Source organism: Georgenia sp. X1117, from assembly GCF_057784635.1.
Genome location: NZ_CM173492.1, coordinates 2143040 through 2169122, shown reverse-complemented (window position 1 = coordinate 2169122; position 26083 = coordinate 2143040). Strand labels below are relative to the sequence as shown.

Annotated in this window: 21 protein-coding genes and 1 tRNA gene; 9 read left to right on the top strand and 13 right to left on the bottom strand. The window is 75.4% G+C overall.

Features of this window, described 5'->3' with window-relative positions; all coding sequences use genetic code 11:
- The first annotated feature begins 85 nt into the window (after positions 1-85).
- A complete protein-coding gene (locus AC3D3D_RS09970) occupies positions 86-2428 on the top strand; it encodes a (Fe-S)-binding protein (protein WP_463661918.1) in 2343 nt (780 codons plus the stop codon).
- Positions 2425-3894 (top strand): MFS transporter, encoded by a 1470-nt coding sequence (locus tag AC3D3D_RS09965; protein ID WP_463661917.1) that lies wholly within the window; start codon positions 2425-2427, stop codon positions 3892-3894. The genes AC3D3D_RS09970 and AC3D3D_RS09965 overlap by 4 nt, the downstream gene beginning before the upstream one ends.
- A gap of 11 nt (positions 3895-3905) precedes the next feature.
- On the opposite strand, the gene AC3D3D_RS09960 is transcribed toward AC3D3D_RS09965, so the two are convergent.
- The 5 genes from AC3D3D_RS09960 to AC3D3D_RS09940 all read right to left on the bottom strand — a co-directional run bounded on the left by AC3D3D_RS09960 (position 3906) and on the right by AC3D3D_RS09940 (position 7529).
- Positions 3906-5204 carry a hypothetical protein gene (locus tag AC3D3D_RS09960; RefSeq protein WP_463661916.1) on the bottom strand — a complete coding sequence of 433 codons (1299 nt, stop codon included), beginning with the start codon at positions 5202-5204 and terminating at the stop codon, positions 3906-3908.
- Entirely contained in the window at positions 5201-5779 is a 579-nt protein-coding gene (gene dcd, locus AC3D3D_RS09955) for a dCTP deaminase (protein WP_463661915.1), read from the bottom strand. Before dcd ends, AC3D3D_RS09960 begins: the two co-directional genes overlap by 4 nt.
- 59 nt (positions 5780-5838) lie before the next feature.
- Complete coding sequence (locus AC3D3D_RS09950) at positions 5839-6615, bottom strand: YqeB family protein (protein ID WP_463661914.1); 777 nt, start codon at positions 6613-6615, stop codon at positions 5839-5841.
- Between the two features lie 149 nt (positions 6616-6764).
- Positions 6765-7310, bottom strand: a complete 546-nt coding sequence (locus AC3D3D_RS09945; RefSeq protein WP_463661913.1) for a LapA family protein — start codon at positions 7308-7310, stop codon at positions 6765-6767.
- Between the two features lie 148 nt (positions 7311-7458).
- A tRNA-Gly gene (locus tag AC3D3D_RS09940) sits at positions 7459-7529 on the bottom strand.
- A gap of 151 nt (positions 7530-7680) precedes the next feature.
- On the opposite strand from AC3D3D_RS09940, the gene AC3D3D_RS09935 reads away from it, so the two are divergent.
- From AC3D3D_RS09935 to AC3D3D_RS09925, 3 genes are read left to right on the top strand one after another with little or no spacing between them, the layout of a single operon-like run.
- Positions 7681-10242 carry a circularly permuted type 2 ATP-grasp protein gene (locus AC3D3D_RS09935; RefSeq protein WP_463661912.1) on the top strand — a complete coding sequence of 854 codons (2562 nt, stop codon included), beginning with the start codon at positions 7681-7683 and terminating at the stop codon, positions 10240-10242.
- Entirely contained in the window at positions 10239-11207 is a 969-nt protein-coding gene (locus AC3D3D_RS09930; protein ID WP_488511933.1) for a transglutaminase family protein, read from the top strand. Before AC3D3D_RS09935 ends, AC3D3D_RS09930 begins: the two co-directional genes overlap by 4 nt.
- Entirely contained in the window at positions 11204-11638 is a 435-nt protein-coding gene (locus tag AC3D3D_RS09925) for a (deoxy)nucleoside triphosphate pyrophosphohydrolase (RefSeq protein WP_463661910.1), read from the top strand. Before AC3D3D_RS09930 ends, AC3D3D_RS09925 begins: the two co-directional genes overlap by 4 nt.
- A gap of 103 nt (positions 11639-11741) precedes the next feature.
- On the opposite strand, the gene AC3D3D_RS09920 is transcribed toward AC3D3D_RS09925, so the two are convergent.
- Entirely contained in the window at positions 11742-12137 is a 396-nt protein-coding gene (locus AC3D3D_RS09920) for a hypothetical protein (protein WP_463661909.1), read from the bottom strand.
- 125 nt (positions 12138-12262) lie between these two features.
- Between AC3D3D_RS09920 and AC3D3D_RS09915 the strand changes: the two genes are divergently transcribed.
- Entirely contained in the window at positions 12263-12871 is a 609-nt protein-coding gene (locus AC3D3D_RS09915) for a TetR/AcrR family transcriptional regulator (protein ID WP_463661908.1), read from the top strand.
- A 156-nt stretch (positions 12872-13027) separates the two neighbouring features.
- On the opposite strand, the gene AC3D3D_RS09910 is transcribed toward AC3D3D_RS09915, so the two are convergent.
- Genes AC3D3D_RS09910 through AC3D3D_RS09885 form a run of 6 tightly spaced genes read right to left on the bottom strand, consistent with a single transcriptional unit; the run spans position 13028 to position 18571 of the window.
- Positions 13028-14020, bottom strand: a complete 993-nt coding sequence (locus tag AC3D3D_RS09910) for a hypothetical protein (protein WP_463661907.1) — start codon at positions 14018-14020, stop codon at positions 13028-13030.
- The gene (locus AC3D3D_RS09905) at positions 14017-15183 is read right to left on the bottom strand and encodes a vWA domain-containing protein (protein WP_463661906.1); all 1167 of its coding nucleotides are present in this window, start codon (positions 15181-15183) and stop codon (positions 14017-14019) included. Before AC3D3D_RS09905 ends, AC3D3D_RS09910 begins: the two co-directional genes overlap by 4 nt.
- Entirely contained in the window at positions 15180-16187 is a 1008-nt protein-coding gene (locus tag AC3D3D_RS09900; RefSeq protein WP_463661905.1) for a vWA domain-containing protein, read from the bottom strand. Before AC3D3D_RS09900 ends, AC3D3D_RS09905 begins: the two co-directional genes overlap by 4 nt.
- A complete protein-coding gene (locus AC3D3D_RS09895) occupies positions 16181-16654 on the bottom strand; it encodes a hypothetical protein (protein WP_463661904.1) in 474 nt (157 codons plus the stop codon). The genes AC3D3D_RS09900 and AC3D3D_RS09895 overlap by 7 nt, the downstream gene beginning before the upstream one ends.
- On the bottom strand, positions 16641-17531 hold the full coding sequence (locus AC3D3D_RS09890) for a DUF58 domain-containing protein (protein ID WP_463661903.1): 891 nt from the start codon (positions 17529-17531) through the stop codon (positions 16641-16643). The genes AC3D3D_RS09895 and AC3D3D_RS09890 overlap by 14 nt, the downstream gene beginning before the upstream one ends.
- A gap of 8 nt (positions 17532-17539) precedes the next feature.
- Positions 17540-18571, bottom strand: a complete 1032-nt coding sequence (locus AC3D3D_RS09885; RefSeq protein WP_463661902.1) for an AAA family ATPase — start codon at positions 18569-18571, stop codon at positions 17540-17542.
- A gap of 200 nt (positions 18572-18771) precedes the next feature.
- On the opposite strand from AC3D3D_RS09885, the gene AC3D3D_RS09880 reads away from it, so the two are divergent.
- Positions 18772-20973: a bifunctional copper resistance protein CopD/cytochrome c oxidase assembly protein gene (locus AC3D3D_RS09880; protein ID WP_463661901.1), complete on the top strand. Its 2202-nt coding sequence runs from the start codon at positions 18772-18774 to the stop codon at positions 20971-20973.
- 81 nt (positions 20974-21054) lie between these two features.
- Here AC3D3D_RS09880 and AC3D3D_RS09875 read toward each other — a convergent pair whose 3' ends face one another.
- Positions 21055-22476 (bottom strand): LmeA family phospholipid-binding protein, encoded by a 1422-nt coding sequence (locus AC3D3D_RS09875; protein WP_463661900.1) that lies wholly within the window; start codon positions 22474-22476, stop codon positions 21055-21057.
- A gap of 91 nt (positions 22477-22567) precedes the next feature.
- Here AC3D3D_RS09875 and AC3D3D_RS09870 point away from each other — a divergent pair, with 91 nt between their 5' ends.
- Together AC3D3D_RS09870 and AC3D3D_RS09865 are read left to right on the top strand one after the other, a co-directional pair.
- Entirely contained in the window at positions 22568-23851 is a 1284-nt protein-coding gene (locus tag AC3D3D_RS09870) for a variant leucine-rich repeat-containing protein (RefSeq protein ID WP_463661899.1), read from the top strand.
- A gap of 139 nt (positions 23852-23990) precedes the next feature.
- On the top strand, positions 23991-26054 hold the full coding sequence (locus AC3D3D_RS09865) for a S9 family peptidase (protein WP_463661898.1): 2064 nt from the start codon (positions 23991-23993) through the stop codon (positions 26052-26054).
- Positions 26055-26083: the final 29 nt, after the last annotated feature.

The window sequence follows — 26083 nt, the reverse complement described above, 5'->3', positions numbered from 1 at the left end:
ACAGTGTAAAGGTCTCGTGCGCCGCGCACGGCTCTCGTCCAGATGGTCCTGCACGCACCTGCGCCGCGGCGGCTAGGTTGAGCCGGTGCAGTGGAACGTGATCGCCCTCGTCGTGGCCGTGGCGGCCCTGCTGGTGGGGACCGCCGGCTTCGTCTCGGGCGCACGGGAGATCGTCCGTGCGCTCGCCGCCGCCCGACCCGCCCCGGACCGCTGGACGCCGCTGTGGCCACGGGTGGCGCGCACGCTCGCCGAGCTGCTCACGCACCGCCGCTTCGCGGGCCGACGCGCCGTGCGGGTGGCGCACTGGTTCGTCATGGTCTCCTTCCCGGTGCTCGCGCTGACCATCGCCCAGGCGCTGGGCCAGATCGTCGACCCCCGGTTCTCGCTGCCGCTCGTCGGCCACCTGCCGCCCTGGGAGTGGCTGGTCGAGGTCCTGGCCTGGGGCGGCCTGCTCGGTATCACCTACCTCACGGGGCTGCGCCTGGTCACGACATCGAAGGAACGGCGCTCCTCGCGGTTCTTCGGCTCGAGCCGCTGGCAGGCCTGGTTCGTCGAGGCCGTGATCGCGCTCGTTCTCGTCTGCGTGCTCGCGCTGCGCGTCCTCGAGCGCGCGCTGCTGGCGGCGGACCCGGCGAGCGCCGAGCTCGCCTCCGCGTCGCACTTCCCGCTCACCGCCTGGCTGGGTCCGCTGCTCGACGGCGCGCCGGTGGCCGGCCTGGAGGCGGCGGTCCTCGTCGTCGCGCTCGTGAAGATCCTCGTCTCGGCGGCATGGCTGTGGGTGGTGGGCCGCTCACCGGCCATGGGGGTGGCCTGGCACCGGTTCCTCGGCGTGCTCAACGTGCTCACCTCCCGCGAGGCCGACGGGTCCCCCGCCCTCGGAGCGGCGCGGCCCCTCGTGCTCGACGGCGTGGCCCTCGACCTGGACGGCTTCGAGGAGGCCGACGAGGACGCCCGCCTCGGCCTGGGCCGCGTCGAGGACCTCACCTGGAAGGGGTTCCTCGACCTGGCCAGCTGCACCGAGTGCGGGCGCTGCCAGGAGCAGTGCCCGGCCTGGGCCACGGGGGCGCCGCTGTCGCCGAAGCTGCTGACGGTCGCCCTGCGCGACCACGCGCTGGCCTTGGCTCCCTTCGCCCGAGCGGCCGCCCGCCTCACCGGCGCCGACACCGGTCTCCAGACCGGTTCCGGCACCGCGACCGACGTCGTCGCCACGTCCCCGGACCTGCCGAGCACCCCGGTGCATACCGGTGACGTGCTCGGGGCGCTCATGGCCGCCGGTGCCGCACCGGAGGGCGGCGCGCCCGCGACGCCGACGGAGCTCGTGGGCGGCGTGATCGAGCCCGACGTGCTGTGGGCGTGCACGATGTGCGGCGCCTGCGTCCAGCAGTGCCCGGTGGACATCGAGCACGTCGACACCATCCTCGACCTGCGCCGTCACGAGGCCCTCATGGCGTCGGCCTTCCCCAAGGAGCTCGGCACCGTGCAGCGCCGGCTCGAGGGCAAGGGCAACCCGTGGGGGCAGTCCCCGCGCAAGCGGCTCGCCTGGACCAAGGGCCTCGACGTCGAGGTGCCCGTGCTCGGGGTGGACGTGGAGTCGCTGGCCGAGGTCGACCTCCTGTTCTGGGTGGGCTGCGCCGGCGCCTACGACGAGCGGGCCCGCGGGACCTCGCGCGCGATCGTCGAGCTGCTCGACCTGGCCGGGGTCTCCTTCGCGGTGCTCGGCGAGGGCGAGACCTGCACGGGCGACCCGGCCCGGCGCGCCGGCAACGAGCTCCTCTTCCAGATGCTGGCGGCGCAGAACGTCGAGACCCTCGACGCGGCCGGCGCGACCACCGTGGTCGTCAGCTGTGCGCACTGCTTCAACACCCTGGCCAAGGAGTACCCGGCCCTGGGCGGGAGCTACGAGGTGGTCCATCACACCCAGCTCCTCGGGCGGCTCGTGCGCGAGGGACGCCTGCGCCTGGCCCCGCCCGAGGACGGGGGGACCGAGCGGGTGACGTACCACGACCCCTGCTTCCTCGGCCGGCACAACCGGGTCTACACCCCACCGCGCGAGCTCGTCGGCGCGGTGCCGGGCCTGGACCTCGTCGAGATGTCGAACAACCGCGAGACGGCGATGTGCTGCGGGGGCGGCGGTGCGCGCGCCTTCATGGAGCAGCGCTCGGGCACGCGGATCTCGGACGTGCGCGCCCAGGAGGCCCTCGACACCGGGGCGACGACGATCGCCACCGCCTGCCCGTTCTGCACGACGATGCTCGGCTCCTCGGGCCCGGTGGCCGCTGCGGGCGCTCGGGCGGCGCTCGAGGAGCTCCCCGCTGCGGGCGACGGCGGGGCGACCGGCGCGACGGCGGGGGCGGGCGAGCCCGGGGTGCGGGTCACCGACGTCGCCCAGCTCATGCTCGCCGCCGCGCGACGCGGTCACGGCGCATGAGCCGCTCCCCCGCGCCGAACGCCCGCGGGCCACGCACCGACGTCGGCCGCGACGCGCTGCCCGAGGGAGCCGCCCTCGAGCGCGTCCGGACCCGCACGCTGGGCACGCTGTCCGTCGCCCAGGTGCTCGGCGCGCTCGGTGCGGGGGCCGCGCCGTCGGTGGGGATCCTGCTGGCGAGCGCCGTCGTCGAGTCGGAGACCTGGGCCGGGCTCGCCCGCTCGGGCACGACGATCGGGGCGGCGCTCGCGGCCGTCCCGCTCGGGATGCTCGCCGCCCGGTGGGGCCGCCGCGGCGCCCTGGCCACCGCCTACGTCACCGGCGGCGTCGGCGCGGGCATCCTCGTCGGCTCCGCGATGCTCGGCTCGGTGCTGCTGCTCGTCGCGGGGATGCTCGCCGTCGGCGTCAGCGTGGCCGCGAACTTCCAGCTGCGCTTCGCCGCGGCCGACCTCGCCGCGCCGGACCGGCGGGGCCGCTCGATCGCGCTCGTCGTCGGGGTCGGCACGATCGGCTCCGTCATGGGCCCCAACCTCGGCGTGCCCGGTGAGGCGCTGGAGGCGCGCCTGGGGCTGCCGGAGTACACCGGGGCGTTCCTCATCGCCGGCGCGCTCACGCTGCTGGCGGGCCTGGCGGTCCTCGTGCTCCTGCGGCCCGACCCGCTCCGGCTGGCGGTGCGGCTGCGCGCGGCCCGCACCTCGGCGGTGCAGGACCCCGGTACTGGCGCCGATCCGGTCAGCGACACGGCCGGTGGTCCGGCCGTCGCGGCCGGTGATCCTGCGGCCAGTGGCCCTGCGGCCGGCACGGCCGCCGCCCCCACTGCTGACGCGCCTGCCGGGCGAGGGCGCACCTCGGTGCGGGCGGCCCTGCGCCTCGTCGGCACGATCCCGGCAGCCCGGTTCGCGCTGACCGCCCAGGTCCTCGCCCACCTGGTCATGGTCTCGATCATGACGATGACCCCGGTCCACCTCGACCACCACGGTCAGGGCATCGCGGTGGTGGGGATCGTCATCTCCTTCCACGTGCTCGGCATGTTCGCCTTCGCCCCGGTCGTCGGGTCGCTCTCGGACCGCCTCGGCACGGTGCCCGTCATCCTCGCCGGCCAGGCGGTGCTCGCCGCCGGCGCCGTGACCTGCGCGGTCGCGGGCCCGTCCCGGCTCGGCGTCGGGGTGGGGCTGTTCCTCGTCGGGCTGGGCTGGTCGTTCGTCACCGTGCCGTGCGCCTCGATGCTCACCTCGGCCGTCACCGCCGGCCAGCGGCCCCTCGTGCAGGGCAGCGGCGACATGGCGATGAACGCGGTGGCGGCGGTCGGCGCGATCGCCTCGGGTCCGGTCGTCACCTACGGCGGGTTCTGGGTGCTGTGCCTGGCCACGCTCCCGTTCCTCGTGCTCACCGTCCTGGCCGCGCTGCGGCTGCGCCGCTCGGGCAGGGCGTCCGCCCCCGACGCGCGCCTGCGGGAGCCCGGCCGGTAGCGGACCGGGCGTCAGGCGTTCTCGTCGGTGACGCCGCGGTGGAAGCCGTCGTCGTCGACGACGTGCCCGCCGATGAGCCCCACGAGGTCGGCCGCCACGCCGTCGACCACCCGCTGCCCCCCGCGACGTGCACGCCGTCCGGCCCGGGTGGGGTGCGTGCCGAGCACGTCCATCGGTCGCCCGGGCCGGTAGCGGACCTCGTAGGTGAGCACCGGTCGTCCCCCGGGCACCGAGCCGGGCGCCGCGCCGTCGTCCGCGCCGCGCAGGTCGGCGCCGCGCCCGTCGCGCGGGGGCCCGTCGCCGGCGCGACCGGCGCCGCCACCAAGCACGGGGGCCTCGAGCGGCGGGACGACGAAGCGGCCGGCCTCACCCTCGGCGACCTGCGGTCTCACCCTGGGGCGCACCGCGGGCATCTGGACGGGCGGGGCGACCGTCGTCACCTCGATCGTCACCATGTCGCGCGCCCACTCCGGGCCGTCGCCGCTCATCCGGCCGCCGACCGAGCTCGATCCGCCGCCCCAGATGTCGTCGGAGAGGATGACGACGTCGTCGAGGTACCGGTCGAGCAGGACGGCCAGCTCGGTCGCCCCCAGCTCGACCTCGCTGCGCACGAGGCGGTCCACCTTTGCGGCCGGGTCCGGCACGACGACGGCGCCGGTCCCCGTCACCCGCACCGCTCCGCCGAGACGGCGTGCCAGCGCGACGACGTTCTCCAGCGCCTCGAGCTCGTCGCCCTGCGGGGAGCCCTCGGGGAAGGAGTCCTCGAGCGGGTTCAGCCCCCGCAGCTCCGGCGGGGCGGGCTCGCCGCGGTCAGGGCGCACCCGCAGGACGAAGGCGCAGGCGCCGGGCAGGTCGAGCTCGGCGGCGAGGTCCGCGGTGATCTCCCACGGCCCGGTGAGGACGGCGCCGGGGCCGAGCAGGATCTCGTCGTCGCGGCGGGTACGCAGGTCGGTGATCCGCTCGACGAGGACGCCCGCGAGCGCCGCTGCCGACCACGGCCGCTCGAGGACGAGCAGGTGGTGCGCCATGGCGACCGAACGGTCGAGCCGCCGCGTCCGGACACCGGCCCCCGCGCGACCGGGATCGTCGCCTTCGCGCGCGCCGTCGCCGCGCACCCGGGAGCGGCGGTCGCGCCGGCGGGCGGTCGGCGCAACGGTCGCGTCGTCGACGGCGGTCATGTCGCCCGCGGCGGTCGCGTCACCCTCCACGGTCGCGCCCTCCACGGTCGCGTCCTCGGCGGTCGCGCCGTCGACGGCGGCGGCCCGCTCCCGGGCACGCTCCGCCGCGCGACGTTCCCGCCGGGTCGTCATGGCACGTCGACGCGGTTGAAGCGCAGGTGGGAGCGGGAGGCCGTCGGCCCACGCTGCCCCTGGTACCGCGACCCGTCGGCACCCCGCCCGTAGGGCTTCTCCGCCGCCGAGGTGAGCTGGAAGAAGCAGAGCTGGCCGATCTTCATGCCCGGCCACAGCCGGATCGGCATGGTCGCCGTGTTCGACAGCTCGAGCGTGACGTGCCCGGTGAAGCCCGGGTCGATGAACCCGGCCGTCGAGTGCGTGAGCAGGCCGAGCCTGCCCAGGGAGGACTTCCCCTCGAGGCGGGCGGCGACGTCGTCGGGGAGGGTGACCTGCTCGACGGTGGCACCGAGGACGAACTCCCCGGGGTGCAGCACGAGGGGCTCGTCCGGGCCGACGGTCACCAGGCGCGTGAGGTCGGGCTGGTCCTGGCTCGGGTCGATGACGTCGTAGCGGTGGTTGTCGAAGAGCCGGAAGCGACGGTCGAGCCGCACGTCGACGCTGGCGGGCTGCACCGCGGCGGGGTCGAAGGGGTCGAGGCCCACGCGACCGGCGGTGATCTGCGCACGGATGTCGCGGTCGGAGAGCAGCACGGACCTGATTGTGCCATCGAGGGCGATCGGCCTGGACACGGCGCCAGGACGGCCCGCGGTCAGGCGGCGGTGGCCATCGGCGGGCGGGGGACGACGCGGCGCCACTGCTGGCGGCCCGGGCGTCCACCGCGGTCGCGGACCATGATCCCGCGCCGGGCGAGCTGGCGGCGCAGCAGCTCGGCGTCCCCGTGCTGGCTGTCGTGGACCGCGGCGGCGCGGGCGGTCAGCAGGCGGGTGGAGGCCTCGTCGAGGCGGTCGTCGTCCTTGTCCCAGGCGACGAAGTCGCCCTCGTGCGGGTCGTCCTCGCGGATCCCGGGGTAGCCGTGGTCCGTCAGCGCGGTGCGCAGCGGGCCGCGGGCGAGCAGGAGCGGGACCCGGGCGAGCTCGACCTCGCCGCGGCCGAGGACCACCAGGTCCTCGCCGAGGACGATCTGGCCCACGAGCGAGCGCGGCACGGTCACCCGGGCGTCGTCCCAGGTGATCGCCAGCGAGCGGGCGGAGACGTCGGCGCGCATCGACTCGCGCAGGGCGCCCCCGGCGACGATCGCGCCGAGCACGAGACCCACGACGGCGCCGACGCCGAGCGCGACCGGCTCACCGATGTGGTCCGCGTACCCGAGGATGCCGCCGAAGGCGGTGAGGTGGGCGACGGTCTCGACGACGAGGGTGACCAGGAGGGCGGCCGCCACGGCGGCCGCGGGCAGGCCCAGCAGGAGGGCCAGGCGACGACGCGGGCGCACCCGGACGCGCACCGACGGGAGCCGGCGGGCCTGCGCCGCGGACGTCGGCTCGACGGCGGCCGGGACCGCGCGTGCGGCCGGGGGCGTCGTGGTCATGCCCAGAGCATGGCGCTCCGGACCCGGCGGCGTCGTCCGCCCCGCGGGTAGTTGTGCCCGCGATCGGTCCGACCCCGGGAGGACCCCCGTTCCACCCCGGGTCGCACAGCGTCATGACCGGCGTCGCAACGGATCCGCGATGGGTGCCGTCAGCGGCTGCCCTGGCGCAGGACGCCGATCTCCTTCTCCAGCCGGCGCACGCGACGTGCGTACCGCAGCAGGAGGATCGAGCCGAACAGGCCCATGCCCACCACGCCGGCCACCGTCGCGAAGAGCATGGCCACGCCGAGCGGCAGCTCGAAGCTCCAGCTCAAGTAGCTGAAGTCGGCGGGGACGTTGTTCTGCAGGATGAAGACGAGCAGAAGCACAAGCACGACGGCGCCGAGGATGAGCGCGACCCAGGTGCTGCCCGCGACGCCGGTGCGGCGGTGCTCCTCGATCGGGCGCTCGCCGTCGGTCGCGCCGCGTCGTGAGCGTCCGCCGGTGGCGGTCGAGCCGCCCGCCGAGCCGCCCACCGGGCCGGCCGCGGGGCCGGCCCCCGGTGCCGGCGATGCCCCGCCGCGTCGGGCCGGCTCGTCGAGCCCACCGGGCTGGTAGGGCACGTACGGCTCGTCGCCGTCGGCCGGGACCTGCCCGGTCGGCACGGGTTCGCCGCGTCCGGGTCGTGCGGCCGACGGGTCGGGTGCGCTGTCCATGGCGGGCCTCCGGTAGGCGGACGTCAACGGGCCCAGGCTATGACGCGACGCGCACACGCCGCACGGGCACGGCCCCGCGGCCACGAGCCCACGAAAAAAGTCCCGAGCCGCGACACCGTCGAGACGGCGTAGCGGCCCAGGACCTCGGAGCGGGTGACGGGAATCGAACCCGCGCTGTCAGCTTGGGAAGCTGAAGTTCTACCATTGAACTACACCCGCGACGCGCCGGAGCGCCCGCCCACTATACCCACCACCGGCCCTGCACGGAGCGCCGCCCCCGACGACTGTGAGCAGCCCCTCCACCACCGTGGTGAGGTGCGGGTAGCCTCGGGCGCGGTCGGCACGTGGCACCGAGGACGACGGGAGGACCGTGAGCCAGCTCCTCGACGAGTACCGCTCGCGCGCGACCGTCCACGACGAGATGCACGGCGCGCACCCCGACCACCGGCGCGCGTGGGAGCTCATCCTCACCAGCCCCTTCGGCTCCGACCCCGCCGCCCTGCCCGCCGCCTCGGCCGAGGTCGTCGAGCTCCTCGAGGACCTCTCGGTCACCTACGGCGAGCCGGACAGCGCGCAGGCCTGGGACCTCGACCCCGTGCCGGTCCTCGTCGACGACGACGCCTGGCAGCACCTGGAGAACGGGCTCGTCCAGCGCGCCCAGCTCCTCGACCTCGTCCTCGAGGACCTCTACGGCGAGCGCCACCTGCTCACCTCCGGCACCGTCCCGCCGGAGGTCGTGCTCGCGCACCCCCGCTACTCGCGCCAGGCGCCCGTGCTGCCCGTGCACGGCCAGCACCGCCTCCTCCACCTCGCCGCCGACGTCGCCCGCAACGCCGACCGCACGTGGACGGTCCTCATGGACCGCACCGGCACGCCCGCCGGCGCCGGGTACGCCATGGCCGACCGGCGCGTGATCTCCGAGGTCCTGTCCGGCGTCTACCGCCGCTCGCGCGTGCGCCGCGTGGGGCCCTACTTCCAGACGCTGCTGCGCTCCCTGCAGGACGCCGCCCCGCCGGGCGCCGGCGACGAGCCGCGCATCGCCGTGCTCTCCCCCGGCCCCCAGCACCCCACCTACTTCGACCAGGCCTACCTGGCCGGGATGCTCGGCGTGCCCCTCGTGCACGGCTCGGACCTGCGGGTCGCCGACGGGCGCCTGACGATGCGTTCCCTCGCCGCCGAGGAGCAGGTCGACGTCCTGCTGCGGTACGTCCCGGCCGCCCAGATCGACCCCCTCGAGATCCGCTCCTCGACCGGCGGCGGCACCCCCGGGCTGCTGCACGCCGTCCGCTCGGGCTCGGTCGCCGTCGTCAATCCCGTCGGCGCCGGGGTCCTCGAGTCGCCCGCCCTGCGCGCGCACCTGCCGCGGGCGGCGCGCTTCCTCGGCCTGGGCGACCTGCTGCTGCCCTCCTCGGTCACCTACTGGTGCGGGGAGCGGTCGATGTGCAACCACGTCATCGCCAACCTGCACCGGCTCGTCGTGCGCCCCGTGGCCGGCCCGGACCGGCCGGTGCGCGGCTGGGAGCTGAGCACCGCCGAGCGTGCGGCGCTCGCCGCCCGCATCTCGGAGCGCCCCGGCTGGTGGGTCGGCGAGGAACCGGTCGACGCCTCGACCACCCCCACCGTCGACGGCGGCACCCTCCAGCCGCGCGCCACCTCGATGCGGATGTTCGCCGTCGCCGACGGCGCGGACTACCAGGTGATGTCGGGTGCGGTGGGCTCCTCCGCCGACGACGACCGGGCCACGCCGCTGGGCGGCTCGCTGGCCGGGCGGGCGAAGGACGTCTGGGTCATCACCAACCGGCCGCAGCCCGTCACCACCTCGGGCGCCTCGCGGCCGGAGACCCTGCCGGGCCGCTTCCCCGACACCGCGGTCTCCCCTCGCGCCGCCGAGGACCTGTTCTGGCTGGGCCGCTACACCGAGCGGGCCGAGGCCACCGTGCGGGCGCTGTCGGTGGCCACCGACCGGTGGGACGACTTCCGCTCGCGCCCCGCCGAGGACGTCGCCGGCCCCGACGCCGGAAGCACCAGCGGTACCGGGACAGGCAGCGCCACCGGCACCGCCACCGGCGTTGGCGCCGTCGACCGCGAGGGGCAGCCCGGCCAGGAGGCCCTCGAGGTGCTCGCCGCGGCCCTGGGCAGCAGCCCCGAGGACCCCGCCTTCGGCGCACTCGTCACCGACCGCTCGCTCGCCGGCTCGGTGGCCTGGTGCATGCAGCGGATGACCCGCGACGCGCGCGGGGTGCGCGACAACCTGCCGGCCGACGTCCTCACCGTCATCGCGAGCCTGGAGCGCGTCCTCGGCCGCGAGCGCCGCCGGCAGGACACGGATCCGCTGCTGGGGCTGCAGTCCACCCTCTCGCGGCTGCTCGAGTCCCTCATGGCGCTGCACGGCATCTTCACCGAGTCCCTCGTGCGGGACATCGGGTGGCGGCTGCTCGACGTCGGCCGGCGCCTCGAGCGCGCCCAGACGGTGGTCACCGCCCTCGAGCCGCTGGCCACCCGCCGCGAGCCCGGCACCGAGGAGCTGCTCCTGGAGTCCGTGCTCACCGCCCACGAGTCGGTCATCACCTTCCGCCGCCGCTACCCGGCCGGCGGGCTCGGACCCGCCCTGGAGCTCCTCCTGCTCGACGCCACCAACCCGCGCTCCCTGGCCTTCCAGGTCGCCGCCCTGCAGGAGCACCTCGAGCAGCTCCCCGCGCTCGCGCGCACCACCGGGCAGCGCGACGAGCTGCTGGGCCAGGTCGGCGAGCTCACCGGGGAGCTGCGCACGGAGCGCGTCGAGGAGGTCCGCGACGACGGCACGCGCACTCACCTCGCCGAGGTGCTCACCTCGATCTCCTGGCGCCTGCGCGAGCTGACCGGGGAGATCACCGCCGTGCACTTCACGCGCACCCCTGCCTCGCGCTGGACCGAGGGCCGGTGGGGGCAGTGAGCGTGGAGCACTACCGCCTCGAGCACCGCACGACCTACACCTACTCGACGCCGGTGCGCAGCTCCTACGGGCGCGCCCTCATCCTGCCCCGGCAGGTCGGCGGGCAGAACGTGCAGACCACCGGCCTGCAGGTCTCCCCCGACCCGGCCGAGGTCGAGGAGCACCTCGACGTCCACGGCAACCGGGTCACCTACTTCCACGTCACCGCCGAGCACACCGAGCTCGAGGTCGTCGCCCGCTCGCTGCTGACCATCGACCGGCGCTCGGACCCCGAGCGGCTCCCGCAGGTCTCCTGGGAGGAGGCGGCCGCCCAGGTCGCCACCATGCGCTCCACCGGCCAGGCCGAGCACGGGGAGGGGGCCGGCTCGGTGATGTCGATCGTCGACCACGCGCTGCCCTCGGAGCACGCGGCGCCCACCGAGGCGGTGCTGTCCTACGCGGCGGACTCCTTCTCGCCGGGCCGGCCGCTGGTCGCCGCGGCGCGGGACCTGTGCCACCGGATCTTCGGCGACCTGGAGTACGCGCCGGGCACCACGACCGTGCACACCACGCTCGAGGAGGTCCTGGCGGGGCGGCGCGGGGTGTGCCAGGACTACGCGCACCTCATGGTCGCCGCGCTGCGCTCGGTGGGTCAGTCCGCCCGTTACGTCTCGGGGTACATCGAGACCCAGCCGCCCCCGGGCCGCGAGAAGCTGCGCGGGGTCGACGCCACCCACGCCTGGGTGGCGGTGTGGGTGCCCGGCGGCGGCTGGGTGCACCTGGACCCCACCAACGACAAGTTCGTCGACGCGAGGTACGTGGTGCTGGGCTGGGGCCGCGACTTCCGCGACGTCTCGCCGCTGTCGGGCATCGTCTACCGGGACGAGGGGGACTCGACCCTCGACGTCGGGGTGGACCTGTGGCCGGTGGACAAGGACGAGCTCGACGACCTCCTGGACCGCGCGCGGGCCGGCGAGCCGTGGTGACGCCCCGGCTCGTGGTCGCCGCCGCGATCCTGCCCGACGACGGCGCACCCCTCGTGCTGTGCGCGCGCCGCACCGCGCCGCCCGCGCTGGCCTGCCGGTGGGAGCTGCCCGGCGGGAAGGTCGAGCCCGGGGAGGACCCGGCCCAGGCCCTGCACCGCGAGCTCGCCGAGGAGCTGGGCGTGCGGGTGCGGCTCGGCGCGCTCCTGCCCGGTCCGGCCGGCGGCGACTGGCCGATCGTCGAGGGCATGGTCATGCGCGTGTGGTGGGCCCGGCTCCGCGCCGGGACGCCCGAGCCCCTCCAGGACCACGACGAGCTGCGGTGGGAGGGGCCCGGGACCCTGACGGAGCTGGACTGGCTCGACGGCGACGTCCCGATCGCCCGGGCGATGGCCGAGGCCCTGGGGGCCGGGGCGGTCCGGCACCCGAGGTAGGCGGGCGGCGGCGCTGCGTCGGCTCGAGGCGGGCGGCGCACGGCGGGCGCCCGTCGGGCATCCGCGGTAGGCGCGCGAGACACCTCGGCCCGAGCGCGACCGGCTACTTCGGCTCGAGCGCGGGCGGGCCCTGCATGAGGTCCACGCAGGCCATCGTCGACCCGGGGAAACGGTCCCCGCAGGAGCTGCCGAACGCCTCGTACTCGGTGCGCGCCGGGGACTCGACGAACAGCTCGTCGCAGGCGGCGGCGTCCCCCGCCGCGCACTCGTCCCACAGCTGGTCCAGCGGCGCCCAGTCGCCGTACTCCGCTGGACGTCGGGGACCGACGAGGAAGAGGGCGACGGCGGTGACGGCGACGACGAGCAGCAGGCACACACCGGCGACGACGTACGTGGTCCGTCGCCGTCGTCGGTCCTGGTCGGCCCGGCCGCCGTCGGTGGCCGGGCCGTCCTCGGCAGCCTGGCCGCCCGGCCCGACCTGCACCGGCGTCTCGCTCATCACCCACCCCCTCGGCGCTCAACCTACCGGGCGCGGGGACGGAGGGACGCCGCCGTCGGGACCGTGACCACCGATGAGGAGGCGACAGATTCCCCATTCCCGTCAGATCGTGGCATCATCGGCGCATGCCTCGGATCATTGGCGGCTCGCTCGCCGAGCACCGCGAGCTCACCCGCCGCGCCCTGTTCTCCTCGCTCGACCGCCTCATGCGTGAGCGCGGCTTCGACGCGCTCTCCCTGGCCGAGATCGCCCAGGACGCGGGTGTGGGGCGCACGTCGGTCTACAACCACTTCGCCGACAAGGAGTCGCTGCTGCTGGGCTTCATCGAGCAGGAGACGGCCGACTTCACCGACGCGCTGACCGAGCGGCTCGCCGCGATCGACGACCCGGTCGAGCAGCTGCGGGCCTACGTCCGCGAGCAGCTCCAGCTCGACCGCTCCTACCACTCCGCACCCGGTCCGGCGCTCAAGGAGATCGTCTCGCGCGAGGCAGCCGCGAGCCTGCGCGCGCACGTCGCCCGGGTCGAGGTGCTGCTGCGCGAGGTCCTGGCCGCCGCGCACGCCGAGGAGCTCATCGGCGAGTCCGACTTCGACGTGACGATCCAGCTCGTGCACGCGTGCCTGTCCGGCCGGCGCCTGCCGGCCGAGGAGGACGAGCGCGAGGAGTTCATCACCGCCACCCAGGAGTTCGTGCTGCGCGCGGTCGGCGTGCGCATGCCCGTCGCGGCCGCCTGAGCCCCGCCCCGCACCGGGCCGCCCCGGGCCCCTGAGCGCTGACCCGCGCTGGCCTCCTGCTCGTCGTCGAGCCGATGGGTCGTGTCGTGAGACATGGCCCCAGGCCCATCGTCTCGACACACGACCCATGGTCTCGGCGCGGCGAGGCCGGGCCCGCTACCAGTTCTGGCCGCCCCCGTAGCCGCCGCCCTCGCGCTGCTCCTGCTGCTGGCGGTCCCGCTCGGCCTCGGCGTTGCGGTCGGCCAGCTCCTGCTCCTGCGGGGACAGGGAGGTCTCCTCCTCACCCTCGCCGCCCTCGCCGCCGTCCGAGCTCTCCTCGCCCTCCGAGCCGGACTCCTGCTCCTCCTGCTGGGCGTCCCGGTTCTCCCGGCGCTGCTCGTCCTGCCGCTCCTGGATCCGGTCGTTGGGGTTCTCCCCCTGGTCGCCGCTCTCGGGCTCACTGGGGTCCTCGCCCTGCTCGGGGTCCTGCCCGTCGGAGGGGTCCTCCTGGCTCTCGCTCTCCGAGGGGCTCTCCTGGCTCTCGCTCTCGGACGGGCTCTCCTGGCTCTCGCTCTCGGACGGCCTCTCCGAGGGGCTCTCGGAGGGGTCCTCGTCCTCGATCGGGTCGGTGGTGCACGGGCCGAGCGCCTCGAGGGCATCGGTGAGGTGCTGCTCGACCATGGGGCGGTCCACCGCCTCGAGCGCGTCCCGGGCCAGGGACTCGTAGGACAGGGAGAGGTTGCGCCGCACGAGGCACTCCGGGAGCTCGGGGTCGACCTCGCCGTCCTCGTCCTCGGTGCCCTCCGGGACCATGTCCAGCGCCTCGGTCAGCGTGGTCACCGCCGTGGCGGCCTCCTCGGCCATGAGCGAGGAGGTGCCGGAGTTGTAGACCGCGATCCAGGGGCTCGGGCCGAAGCGGGTGTCGTCGGCCAGGGCCGCGTAGCCCTCGACGGCGCCCGCCGGGTCCGCCTCGGCGTCGCTGCGCAGCCGGTCGTCCGCCAGCGACACCCCGACCAGGTAGGGGCCGGCGACCAGGGCCAGGCCCAGCAGGGGCGCCGACCAGGCGAGCAGCCGGCGGCGTCGCGCGAGCCGCGGGGAGACCTCGGGCAGCAGGCCGCCCGGGCCGCCCCTCCCGGAGTCGCCGGGCGTCGGTGCGGGCGTGGGTGTCATGTCCGGCCTCCTGCCTGTCCGGTCGGGGTCGGGGTCGAGGGCGGCGCCGAGGTCGGCGCCGGCACGCCCGTCGTCGAGCCGCTGCCCGACGACGACGGACCCGACGACGAGCTCGTGCGCACGGCCTGGGCTGCGCGTCTCGTCGAGGCGGGGTCGAGCGTGCGGCGCGACCGGCCCGCCAGCACGTAGGCCTCCCAGGCCAGCAGCGCGATGAACACGTACATCGCCGGCCACCACACGTCGCGGTAGGTGTCGACGGTCTGCCGTCCGTCGGCCCGCGCGATCGCCTCGACGTCGATGCCGTCGACCACCTCGGTCATCCCGCCCGGGGACGTGCGGTGCATGTACTCCACGCCCAGCTGCTCGGCCACGGCACCGAGGTTGGCCTCGTCGATGCGCGAGAGGGCCGGTTCACCGGTGGCGTCGTCGGTGATGTAGGGCGAGGTCGTCCCGGGTCCCGTGCGCTCGGTGCCGTCGTAGCTGCGCATCTGGCCGCCCTCGGCGGTGCCGTAGCCGAGGACCGCCCCGCCGTCGATGAGGGGCGCCGAGTCGGACCAGGCGCCCGGGGGATCCTGGCCGGTGGTGTCGCCGGCGGTGTTCTCGCCGTCGGACAGGACGAACACGATGCGCACGTTGCCCGGGGCCGACTCCTCGGCGCGCGTGAGGGCGTCGGTGAGGTCCTGGCGCGGCCGGTCCATCGACGACCCGCCCGAGTAGTAGGTGACCTCCTGGCGCAGGGTGTCCACCCAGGTGCCCACCGCCCGGCCGTCGCTGGTCAGCGGGAGCTCACGGGTGGCGCGGGAGTCGAAGGCGATGATGGAGAACCGCGCCCCGGGCATCGCCTCGACGATCTCGGCCATGTCCGCCCGCACGCCGGCCAGCCGCGGCTCGCCGTCGCCGTAGTCCTCCGCGGCCATCGAGCCGGTGCGGTCGACGACGAAGAACACGTCCGCGTTGGTGCCGACCTCGGACTCCTCACCGGGCACCGCCGGGGCCACGGCGACCACGGCCAGGCACAGGACCATCCCCGAGCGGCGCACCCACGACCACTGGGTGCGCTCCCCCTGGCGGCGCGCGCGCAGCAGCCCGTGCACGCACAGGGCGAGCAGCGGCAGGACGACCAGGGCGACGATCCACCAGTCCCAGGCCCAGCGCAGGATCATGTGCGCACCCGCCAGACGACGAGGAGGAAGCCGGCCAGGCCCGCGGTGACCCAGCCGAGCCAGCGGTCGGGACGGTCGGTGATGACCACCGTCGGGTCGGACTCCAGCTCGGCCTCCTGCTGGGCCTGGACCTGATCGACGATCGCCGGCACCGCGCCGGGGTCGCCGAGCTCGTAGAACTGACCGCCGTGGTCGAGCACGATCTCCTCGTACTCGTCGCGCGCACCGCCGCCGTAGTCGCCGAAGGAGGCGTACAGGCCGTGGACGGTGACGTCACGCTCCTGGGCCAGGTCGGCGGCCTCCGAGAGCTCGTAGACCGGCTCGCCGGCGATCTCGTTGTCGGTGGCCAGGATGACCGAGCGCGAGCGCTCGTCGTCGGTGAGGTCGAAGCTGTTGACGCAGTTGGCCAGGCCGTCGCCGATGAGCGAGGAGGACGCCGACTGGGTCGAGGTGGTGCCGCGCAGGTAGGCGTCGATCTCCTCGTAGTCGGCGCCGGACCAGTCGAGGTAGGAGCCCAGGATGCGCGCCCCCTCCTCGAGCTCCTCGTTGACGAGCGCGTAGTCGTCGGTCAGGGGGAAGACCACGCGGGTGGTGGAGTTCCAGATGTTGAGGGCGATGCGCTCGCCGTCGAACGAGGAGACGAGCTCCTGGAACTCGGCCAGGATCTCGGCGTCGAACTCGATCATCGACCCGGACACGTCGAGGCACAGCACGATGTCCCGGTTGGTCAGCTCCTCGTGGCGCTCGTCCCGGTCGATCGGCCGGGCGGCGAGCGCCCCGCCGGCCACCGTCGTCGCGAGGAGCACCGCGCCGGCCCCGGCCAGCAGCATCTGCATGGTGCGCATCCGGTGCCGGTAGCGCGGCAGCGAGCGGATGAAGGCGGAGTTCGCCACCCACGTGACGTCGTCGGGCCGGCGCGGGCGGCGCGCGGAGGCCGTCCAGCCGAGCACGGCGGCGACGACGACGAGCAGCACCGCCACGGGCCACACCCAGGGGGTCACCATCGGTGGATCACCTCCAGTGCGCCGTCGCGCGCGTTGAGCGCCTCGGCGTCGGAGCGGTGGGCGAAGCTCGGCTCCTCCCACACGCGCAGCAGGCCGCCGGCCCGCGCGGTCGGGTCGTGGCCGGAGATGTCCCGCACCGTCCACGAGCGCACGTCACGGCCGACCCGTTCGGAGACGAACGCGCGCATGGTGCGGGCGAGCTTGAGGTGCAGCGCCCGCAGGTCGAGGGCGCCTGCCTGGTAGGCCTGGTAGTGCTCCTCGACCTCGGCGACGAAGCGGCGGCGCTGCTCGTCGCCCATCGTCGGCGGCTGCGCAGCGTGGGAGCGCTCGCGCCGGGCGGAGGTCACCCACAGCACGTACGCCAGCCAGGCCCCCGCCAGGGCGATGAGGACCACGCCGAGCACGAGGACCCACCACGGGTAGTCCTGCAGGTCGGCGAGGTCGGTGCCGAGCTCATCGACGGACACGGCGCGACCTCCCCAGCAGGTCGAGCAGCGCACCGACGACCTCGTCCTCGGAGGAGGCGACGACGTGGTGCACGCCGCGCCGGTCGAGCAGGCGGGTGGCCGCGGTGGCGCGCGCGCCGACGGCCCGCTGGACCTCGTCGGCGAGGAAGCGGTCCTCGCGCATGAAGGCGGGCAGGCGCTCCCAGCCGTCGACGTCGGCGGTCGGGCCGATCCCGGTGGCGGTGGGCACGGCGTCGCCGACCCGCACGACGAGCACCTCGTGGCGGGTGCGCAGCCGGCGCAGGGAGTCCTCGTGCTCGGGGCCTGGACGGGCCTCGTCGGTGATGAGGACGACCAGCGCGCGCCGCGGGAAGCCGGTGAGGACGCGGTCCATCACCCGCCCCACGTCCGAGGGCGGGGCGTCCAGGCTCAGCGCCTCCTCGACGATGCCCAGGACGGACTCGAGGTGGGCGGTGCCGTGCCGGGCGGGGCGCTGGACCATCCGCTCGGAGTCGCCGGCGACGAGCGCGACGAGGTCGCCGCGGGCCCGCGCGACGTAGGCGATGATGTCCGCCGCGAACATCGCGACGTCCTTCTTCGGCGCCCCCGAGGCGCTGGTGGCGGCCATGGACACACCGGTGTCGAAGGCGAGGACGGTCGACAGGTTCGACTCGCGCACGAAGCGACGGATGATCGGCACGCCCGCACGGGCGGAGGACTTCCAGTCGATGTCGGAGACGTCGTCGCCGGGGTGGTACTCGATCTGGTCGTCGAAGTCCTGGCCGTGGCCGGAGAAGATCGAGCGGTGCCGGCCGTCGAGGAGGCCGCTCGCGCGGCGCACCGTCGGCAGCTCGAGCCGCGCCCGGATCTGCTCCAACCTGGAGGAGGACTGTGCCATCGGTGCGCCTACGGCGTCGGGACGGCGGCGAACACCGCGTCGACGAGTGCCTCGGGCGCGACGTTCTTCGCCAGCGCGTCGTAGGTCCGCACGAGCCGGTGGCGCAGGACGGCGTGGCGCAGCAGCTTGACGTCGTCGGGCACCACGTACGTGCGGCCCTCCTGGAGGGCGACGGCCTGGGCGATGCGCAGCAGCGCGATGCCGCCGCGGGGCGAGGCGCCGACGCGGACGTGGTCGGAGAAGCCCGGCAGCGGGCGCGGGCCGCCGCCGCGCGTGGTGTTGATGAGCGCGACGATGTACTGCTTGATCGACATGTCGACGTAGACGCGCGCGGTGAGGTCCTGGAGCAGCTCGACGTCCGCCAGGGAGATCGGCTGCTGGTCGACCGGGGTGCTCAGCTCGCCCGAGGCGATCCCGGAGAGGATCTCGACCTCCTGGGTGGGCGTGGGGTAGGTGAGGACCTCCTTGAGGAGGAACCGGTCCATCTGGGCCTCGGGCAGGACGTAGGTGCCCTCCTCCTCGATGGGGTTCTGCGTGGCCAGGACCATGAACGGGCTCGGCAGCTTGTAGACCTCGCCACCGATGGAGGTCTGGCGCTCCTGCATCGCCTCGAGCATGGCCGACTGCGTCTTGGCCGAGGAGCGGTTGATCTCGTCGAGGAGGACGAGGTTGGCGTGCACGGGACCGAGCTGGGTGGTGAACTCGCCGGTGGCGTAGTTGTAGATCTGCGTGCCGACGATGTCGTTCGGCATGAGGTCCGGCGTGCACTGGATGCGGTGGAAGGAGCCCGAGACGGCGGCCGCCAGGGTCTGGGCGGCCGTGGTCTTGGCCAGGCCGGGCACCGACTCGAGCAGGATGTGCCCGCCGGCCATGAGCGTGGACAGCAGCGCGCGGCGCAGGTCGTCCTGCCCGACGACGCGGCTGTTGAAGACCTCCGTGACCTGGCGGACCAGGTCCGTGGCGCGCCAGACCTCGTCGTCCTTGATGCGCTTGACGCGTGCCTGGGCCTGCTGCTCGGGCTGTGCGCTCCACTCGGCCACGGCGGCCCCTCCTGCTCGACGGCGCCACCCCTGTCCGGTGGCCCGAGCAGACTACCGACGCCCGGCCACCGCGCGTCGCCCGTCCGGCGGGCAGTGGTTCCCACACCCCGCGGCGGGTCTCGACGGTGGTCTCACCAGCGGGTCGCGCAGCGGATCTCACCGGCGGGTGGGGTGCGCGGGGTCCGCCGTACCCTGGCGAGGTGCCGCGCCCCGTCCTCCCACCCGGCGCCCGCACGGTGGCCGGGTGGCTCCTCACCGCCGGTGCGGCCCTGGCCGCCCTGGTCCTCGCGCTGCTGGCCTCCGGGGCCGCCGACGCGCCCACGCTGGCCGACCCCGGCCCGCTCGTGCGCTGGGGCCTGCCGGTGGTCACGGTGCTCGTGCACCTCAGCGCCGCGCTGACGGTGGGCTGCTTCGCGGTGGCGGCGGTCGTGCTCGTCGGGCCGGCCCGCGAGCGGGCCGTGCGGCTGTCCGCCCGGGAGCGCGCTGCCCGGGCGGCCGCCACGCCCGCGCACGGGACCGGGGATGCGTCGCCGGAGCCGGCGACGGCGGACGAGGCGACGACGGTGGCACCGACGTCGGACGCGCGATCGGAAGAGACACGGTCGGGGCAGGCTGCGACGTCGGGCAGTGCGGCCGAGCGACGCCGTGCGGCGCGGCCGGCCTCGAAGGCGTGGACCGCCGTCGTGCGGACGGGGCGGATCGCCGCCCTGGTCTGGGGACCCGCCCAGGTGGCCCACCTGCTGCTCACCCACGCCTCGGTCATCGGCGAGCCGCTCGAGCCCGGCCTCTACACCGCCTCGCTGCAGCAGTTCGTCACCGAGCTCGAGCTGGGCTCCACGCTCACCTGGGCCGCGGCGCTGGCCCTGCTGGTCGGGCTGGTCGCGGCGGCCGTCACCGGACCGACCGGGACGGCGTGGGTGGCCGTGCTAGGGCTGGTCGCCCTGGTGCCGACGGCGTTCACCGGCCACGCCAACGGTGCGGCCAACCACGAGATCGCCGTGTCGGGCATGTGGCTGCACCTGGGCGGGTTCGTGCTGTGGGTGGGCGGGCTGATGGCGCTCGTGCTCGCCGCGAACCGGCTGCGCACCGCCGACCTGGCGACCGCCGCGGGCCGGTACTCCACGCTGGCCGCCTGGGCATCGATCGTCGTGGCGCTGTCCGGGGCCGCGAGCGGTCTCCTGCGGGTCAACACCCTCGGCGAGCTGCTCACCACACCGTGGGGGCAGCTGCTGCTGGTCAAGATCCTCGCCACCGTCCTCCTGCTGGGCGCCGGCGGGTGGCACCGCCGCAGCACCCTGCCCGCCCTGGCCGGCGGGCGGCGCAGCGCCTTCCTGCGGCTCGCCGTGGGCGAGGTGGTCCTCATGGCGGCGGTGATCGGGGTCGCCGTCGCGCTGGGCTCGAGCGAGACCCCGGTGCCGATCGAGCCGCCCCCGGACCCGACGCCGACCTACGAGATCACCAACTCGCCGGTGCCCCCGTTCCCCACGCCGCTGGCCTACCTCACGGTGTGGCGGCCCGACCCGCTGTTCGTGCTCATGGTCGTGGCCGGCCTGGTCGTGTACGGGCGGTGGGCGCTGCGGCTGCGTCGCCGGGGCATCCACTGGCCGGTGTCCCGCACCGTGTCCTGGTTCGCCGGCGTGCTCGTCTTCGGCTACCTCACGTGCGGGGCGCCGACCGTGTACGGCGACGTCCTGTTCTCGGTGCACATGGCGATGCACATGGCGCTGACGATGCTCGTGCCGCTGCTGGTGGTCCTGGCCGCGCCGGTCACGCTCGCGCTGCGGGCCCTGCCGGTGCGCACCGACGGCTCACGGGGCCCGCGGGAGTGGCTGCTCGCCCTGGTCGGGTCGCGGTGGGCGCACGCCTGGGCGCACCCGGTGGTGGCCGCGGTCAACTTCGCCGGCTCGCTCATCGTCTTCTACTTCACGCCGCTGTTCGGCATGGCGCTCGACGGGCACCTCGGCCACATCCTCATGGTCGTGCACTTCTCCCTGGCCGGGTACATGTTCGTCAACGCCCTGGTCGGCATCGACCCCGGGCCCACGCGGCCGGCCTACCCCCTGCGCCTGGTCATGCTCATCGCGACGATGGCCTTCCACGCCTTCTTCGGCATCGCGGTCATGCAGTCCACCGCCCTGCTCGCCGCCGACCACTACGGGTGGCTCGGCCTGCCCTGGGGGGTCGACGCCCTCGCGGACCAGGCGGTCGGCGGGGCCATCACCTGGGGCATCGGCGAGCTGCCGACGCTGGCCCTGGCCGTCGGGGTCGCGGTGTCCTGGGCGCGCTCGGAGCGGCGCGAGGCCCGGCGCATCGACCGGCGGGCCGACGCGGACGGGGACGCCGAGCTGGCCGCCTACAACGAGATGCTCGCCGCGCGGGCGCGGGCCGCCCAGGAGCACTGAGGCGGGCGGTTCGGAACGACCTGCCGGAGCGGGCGGTCGCCGCGGGTCGGCGGCGCGGGCCGGCGGCAGACGCGCGGGCGGTCAGAACCGGACGTCGTCGCCCTCGATGCTCACGCGGATGCCGTCGTCGACGACCGTGGTGGCGGTGAGCACGACGTTCTCCGGCAGCGTGTCGAGGCTGACCTCGTGGTCGAGCGGGAGACGGCTGCCGACCAACGGGATCTCGGACAGCCGCGTGCTCACGCCGCCGAGGGTGCCCTGGTCGAGGTGGATGTGGATGCCGCGCCCGTCCTCGGTGGGGGTGACCTCGGCGGTGACCTCGATGTCCCCGCCGAGGATCGAGGTCGTGAGGACGAGGTCGCTGCCCACGATGTCGGCCTCGAAGCTGCGCTCGCCGAGCACGGGCACGTCGAAGATCGCGGCGGCCACCTCCTCCTGGACGGCCGCCAGCGGCACCGTCCCGCTGGCCTCGAGGTGGGCGAGCTCGACGGGCTCGCGGAAGCCGATCCCGGTGGCCCAGCCGGTGACGTCGATGAGCTCGACGTCGGGCAGGACCATCTCCTCGGCCGTGAAGTCGACGCGGTCGATCCGGCCCGAGATGACCTGCGGGAGGAACGGGAAGCCGTCGAGGCGGACCTCGTGGCCGGTGATCTCCTCGGTGAAGGTCTCGAAGGCCTGCTCGGCCTCGCCGCGGGCCCGCATGAGCGCCCATCGGTCGGCCACGAGCAGGCCGACGACGATGACCAGCGAGGCGATGACCAGTGAGAGCACCCAGCGCTGGACGACGCCGGAGCCGGCCCGGCGCCACCAGCGGCGCACCCGCTGAGCGTGGCCCTGCGCCCCGGCCAGCAGCGCGGGGGTCTCGGACGGGTCGCGGCCGTCGGGGGCGTCGGGGTCCGTGGCGGCGGGGTCGACGGCGCCGGGGTCGGCCGGGTCGTGCTCGGCGGGGGCGTGGTCCGGGGCGGCGGGGTCGGCCGGCTCGTGGCCGGCGGCGCGGCTCGCCTCGTCCAGCGGGACGGCGGCCGTGCGGCCCGCCGCGTCGATCTCGGCGGTCTCCCCGGTCCGCGCCGCCGGGGCGGCGGGATCGGGAACGTCCGCGGCCGGCGCGGCACCGTCTACCCCCGGCGCGGCACCGTCCGCCTCCGGGACGACGCTTCCCTCGGCCGACCACTCGGCGTCTGCCTCTGGCACGGGTTCCGATTCCGCCTCGGGTTCCGGTTCCGGCACGGCATCCGCCTCCGGCACGGCCTCCGCACCGTCGGGCCCGACGCCGTCCGGGGTCGCCTCAGGTCGGTCCGTCACCTCATCGGGTCCACCCGTCGCCGCGGGCGCGACGTCGGCCGGATCCCCGGCCGCAGCCCGATCCTCGCGGGGGTGCTCGACCTGCGCCTCGGCCGGCGACCCGACCGGCGCGCCCGGGGTCTCCGGGTCGTGCCCGGCGTCGGGCTCCCGCGGGTCCCCGGACGGGTGGTCGACGTCGTCGTTGGGGCTCCCGGGCTGCACGCGACCACCTTAGGGCGCGCGCCGCCCGTGCTCCGTGGTCAGTCCTGCCCTGCGTACACTCCCCCGCAGACCCGCAATGGAGGACCTGGCCGTGACCGGCACCGACGACAGCACCAACCCCTCAGCCGAGGCGGCCGACCCGGCCACCCCGCTCACCCGCCTGCAGCACCTGGCCGAGCACCACCCCGAGCTGCGCGCGACGATCGCCGCCAACCCCTCCACCTACCCGGGGCTCATCGAGTGGCTCGGCAACCTCGGCGACAGCGAGATCGACGAGGCGATCGCCCAGCGGCGTGCCCGCACCGCCGGCCTCGACCCCGACGAGCCGCGCTCGGCCCCGACGCGCACGCCCACCGCCGCGCGGTTCGGCGCCGCCGGGGCGGCCGGTGCGGCTGCCTCGGGCGCGTCGCGCCGGCCGGACCGCCAGACCACCGAGTCGCCGGCCGTCGACGCCGGCCCGGCCCGGCCCATCACCCCGCCGGAGGGGTCCGCGACGACGACCCGCACCCCCGACGCGCCGCCGCGCCAGGTCGAGGAGCCGCGCCGGGCCGTGCCGTGGGCGGGGATCCTCGCCGTGGCGGCGGCCGTGGCCGTCGTCGTCCTGGGCGGGCTGTGGATCTTCAACCTGCCGGGCGACGACGACGAGACGTCGACCAACGCCGGGGCGACCGACCCCGCCTTCCCGCCGATGCCGAGCGAGTCCGCCACCGAGGAGGAGGGCGACCGTCCCGCGGGCGGTGACGACGTCGAGTCCGCGCTCGCCGCCCTCGAGGGGCTCGCCCCCACCTCGGACTGCGCCGACGCCGGCGCCGACGCGGAGGTCGTCCAGGCCTTCGCCTCGGCCGCCGCACCGGACGGCACCTGGGGCGACCCGGCCCACGGCGACCGCGTCGTCGACTCGCTCATGGCCCTGGCCGACGAATGCGACCGCGAGCACGCCCAGGAGGTCGTGGACATGATCCTCGGCGACTCCGACACCAACCCGGCGCTGCGCACCGCCATCGAGGCCGACATGTCCTGGCTGGAGATCCCCGAGATCCCGGCCGACGCCCAGCAGATGCCCGGCTTCTGGGTGCAGGGCGCCAACATGGCCTGCGTCCTGTCCGGCTCCGACGTCGTCTGCACGATCGTCGACCACTCCCTCGACACCCCCGAGGGCTGCCTGCCCGGCGGCATCAGCGTCGAGATCAACAGCTCGGGCGAGGCCGGCGTCAACTGCGGCCGCTCCGCCAACGCCGACCCGCTGCTCTCCGACGGCGACTCCGCCTACAACGGCGACCTGGCCTGCACGGTGACCGGGGTCGACGTCGAGTGCTGGTCCACCGAGACCGGCGGCGGCTTCGTCCTGGGGCCGGCCACCCTCGAGACCTACTGACCCGACGCCCGGGACCGGCGGCCTCCGGTCCCCGGGCGGGGGCGCTCCGGCGGCGCACCCGGCCGCGCGCCCGTCCGCGGCGCGCGAACACCGCCCCGGCGACTGGTCGGCGCGGGCGCGCGCGTGGTCCCATGCCAGGGTGACCGACGACACCGCTCCCACCCCGTTCCACTCCCTGGCCGACTACGTCGCGCTGCGCCGGGTCTCCGGCCTGGCGCTCGGCGCGGACGGGTCGCGGCTGGTGACCTCGGTCGCCGCGCTCGACGCCGACGAGGTCACCTACCAGAGCGCGATCTGGGCACTCGACCCGGCCGGCGAGCTCCCCGCACGGCGCCTCACCCACGGCGGCACCGGCGAGTCGGCGCCGCGCTTCACCGCGTCAGGCGACCTCGTCTTCACCGCCGCCCGACCCGACGCGGCCGACACCGAGGGCGCCCGCAAGCGGGCCTGGGTGCTACCCGCGGACGGCGGCGAGGCGCGGGTCCTGGCCGACCACCCCGGCGGCGTCGAGGCGGTCCTCACCGCGCGCGGCGCGGACACCGTGGTCGTGCTCGGCACCCCGCTGCCGGGTTCCGACGGCGTCGAGGACGACGCCGAGCGCCGCAAGGCGCGCACCGAGAAGAAGGTCTCGGCGATCCTGCACACCGGCTACCCGGTGCGGTACTGGGACCACGACCTCGGGCCGGGCCGCCCCCACCTCTACCGGGTCGACCCCGCGGACGACCCCGACGCCCCCGGCACGCTCGTCGACCTCACCCCGGACGCCGGCGTCGGCCTGTCCGACGGCGGCGCGCACCTGACCGACGACGGCGCCGCGGTCCTGGCCCCGTGGTCGGTCCCCGCGGCCCGCGGCGAGCTGCGCACCGGCGTCGTCGCGATCGACGTCGCCACCGGCCACCGACGGTGGGTGGCCGAGCCGAGCGAGGAGCTCGAGTTCGGCATCCTCGCGGTCCTCCCCGACGGCGAGCGTGCCGTCCTCGTCGTCGAGGAGCCCTCGACGGCGGAGCGGCCCGCGGTGCGCACGCTCGCCGTCGCGGACCTCGCCACCGGCGAGCGGACGCCGATCGCGCGGGACTGGGACCGGTGGCCCTCGGAGGCCGTGGTCCTGCCCGACGCGAGCGGTCTGCTCGCCGTGGCCGACGACCGCGGCCGCGCCCCGGTCTTCCACCTCCCCCTCGACGGCGGCGAGGTCACCCGGATCACCGGCGACGGCGCGTTCAGCGACCTGCGCGTGGCCCCGGACGGCTCGGCGGCCTACGCCCTGCGGGCGAGCTACGCGGCCCCGGCCGCGCCGGTGCGCATCGACCTCGCGGTCCTGGGCGAGCCGGCCCACGGCGGGGCGGAGGTCACCGAGATCCCCTCCCCCGTGCCCGTCCCCGAGCTGCCGGGCACGCTGACCGAGATCGAGACCGAGGCCGCCGACGGGCACCCGCTGCGCGGCTGGTTGGCGATGCCCGACGGCGCGAGCGCCGAGGCCCCGGCACCGCTGCTGCTGTGGGTCCACGGCGGGCCGGTGTCCTCGTGGAACACCTGGTCGTGGCGGTGGAACCCGTGGATCGCGGTGGCGCGCGGCTACGCCGTCGTGCTCCCGGACCCGGCACTGTCCACGGGCTACGGCTGGGAGTTCATCCGCCGCGGCTGGGGCGCGTGGGGCGACAAGCCCTACACCGACGTCCTGGCCGTAACCGACGCGGCCGAGGCGCTGCCCGAGATCGACGCCGACCGCACGGGCGCGATGGGCGGGTCCTTCGGCGGGTACATGGCCAACTGGATCGCCGGGCACACCGACCGGTTCCGCGCGGTCGTCACGCACGCGTCGCTGTGGAACATCGAGACCTTCGCCGGCACCACGGACGTCGGCTGGTTCTGGGAGCGGGAGATGACCCCGCAGATGCGGGCGGCCCACTCCCCGCACCATGCGGCAGGCGACATCTCGACGCCGATGCTCGTCATCCACGGCGACAAGGACTACCGGGTCCCGATCGGCGAGGGACTGGCGCTGTGGCGGGCCCTGGTCTCGCAGTCGCGGCTGGCGGCCGACGAGCAGGGCCGGACCCCGCACCGGTTCCTCTACTTCCCCGACGAGAACCACTGGATCCTCACCCCCCAGCACGCGCGGCTCTGGTACGAGGTCGTCCTCGGCTTCCTCGCCGAGCACGTCCTCGGCGAGGACCCGGCCCCGACGCCGGACCTCCTCGGCTAGCGCCTCCCAACGATCGAGCAGAACCCCTG

Bases quoted from the DNA above. Each gene is read 5' to 3' on its own strand.
- AC3D3D_RS09910 (WP_463661907.1), bottom strand. From the start codon at position 14,020: ATGACACCCACGCCCGCACCGACGCCCGGCGACTCCGGGAGGGGCGGC.
- AC3D3D_RS09960 (WP_463661916.1), bottom strand. From the start codon at position 5,204: ATGACGACCCGGCGGGAACGTCGCGCGGCGGAGCGTGCCCGGGAGCGG.
- AC3D3D_RS09890 (WP_463661903.1), bottom strand. From the start codon at position 17,531: ATGGCACAGTCCTCCTCCAGGTTGGAGCAGATCCGGGCGCGGCTCGAG.
- AC3D3D_RS09965 (WP_463661917.1), top strand. From the start codon at position 2,425: ATGAGCCGCTCCCCCGCGCCGAACGCCCGCGGGCCACGCACCGACGTC.
- AC3D3D_RS09920 (WP_463661909.1), bottom strand. From the start codon at position 12,137: ATGAGCGAGACGCCGGTGCAGGTCGGGCCGGGCGGCCAGGCTGCCGAG.
- AC3D3D_RS09900 (WP_463661905.1), bottom strand. From the start codon at position 16,187: ATGGTGACCCCCTGGGTGTGGCCCGTGGCGGTGCTGCTCGTCGTCGTC.
- AC3D3D_RS09915 (WP_463661908.1), top strand. From the start codon at position 12,263: ATGCCTCGGATCATTGGCGGCTCGCTCGCCGAGCACCGCGAGCTCACC.
- AC3D3D_RS09905 (WP_463661906.1), bottom strand. From the start codon at position 15,183: ATGATCCTGCGCTGGGCCTGGGACTGGTGGATCGTCGCCCTGGTCGTC.
- AC3D3D_RS09950 (WP_463661914.1), bottom strand. From the start codon at position 6,615: ATGACCACGACGCCCCCGGCCGCACGCGCGGTCCCGGCCGCCGTCGAG.
- AC3D3D_RS09945 (WP_463661913.1), bottom strand. From the start codon at position 7,310: ATGGACAGCGCACCCGACCCGTCGGCCGCACGACCCGGACGCGGCGAA.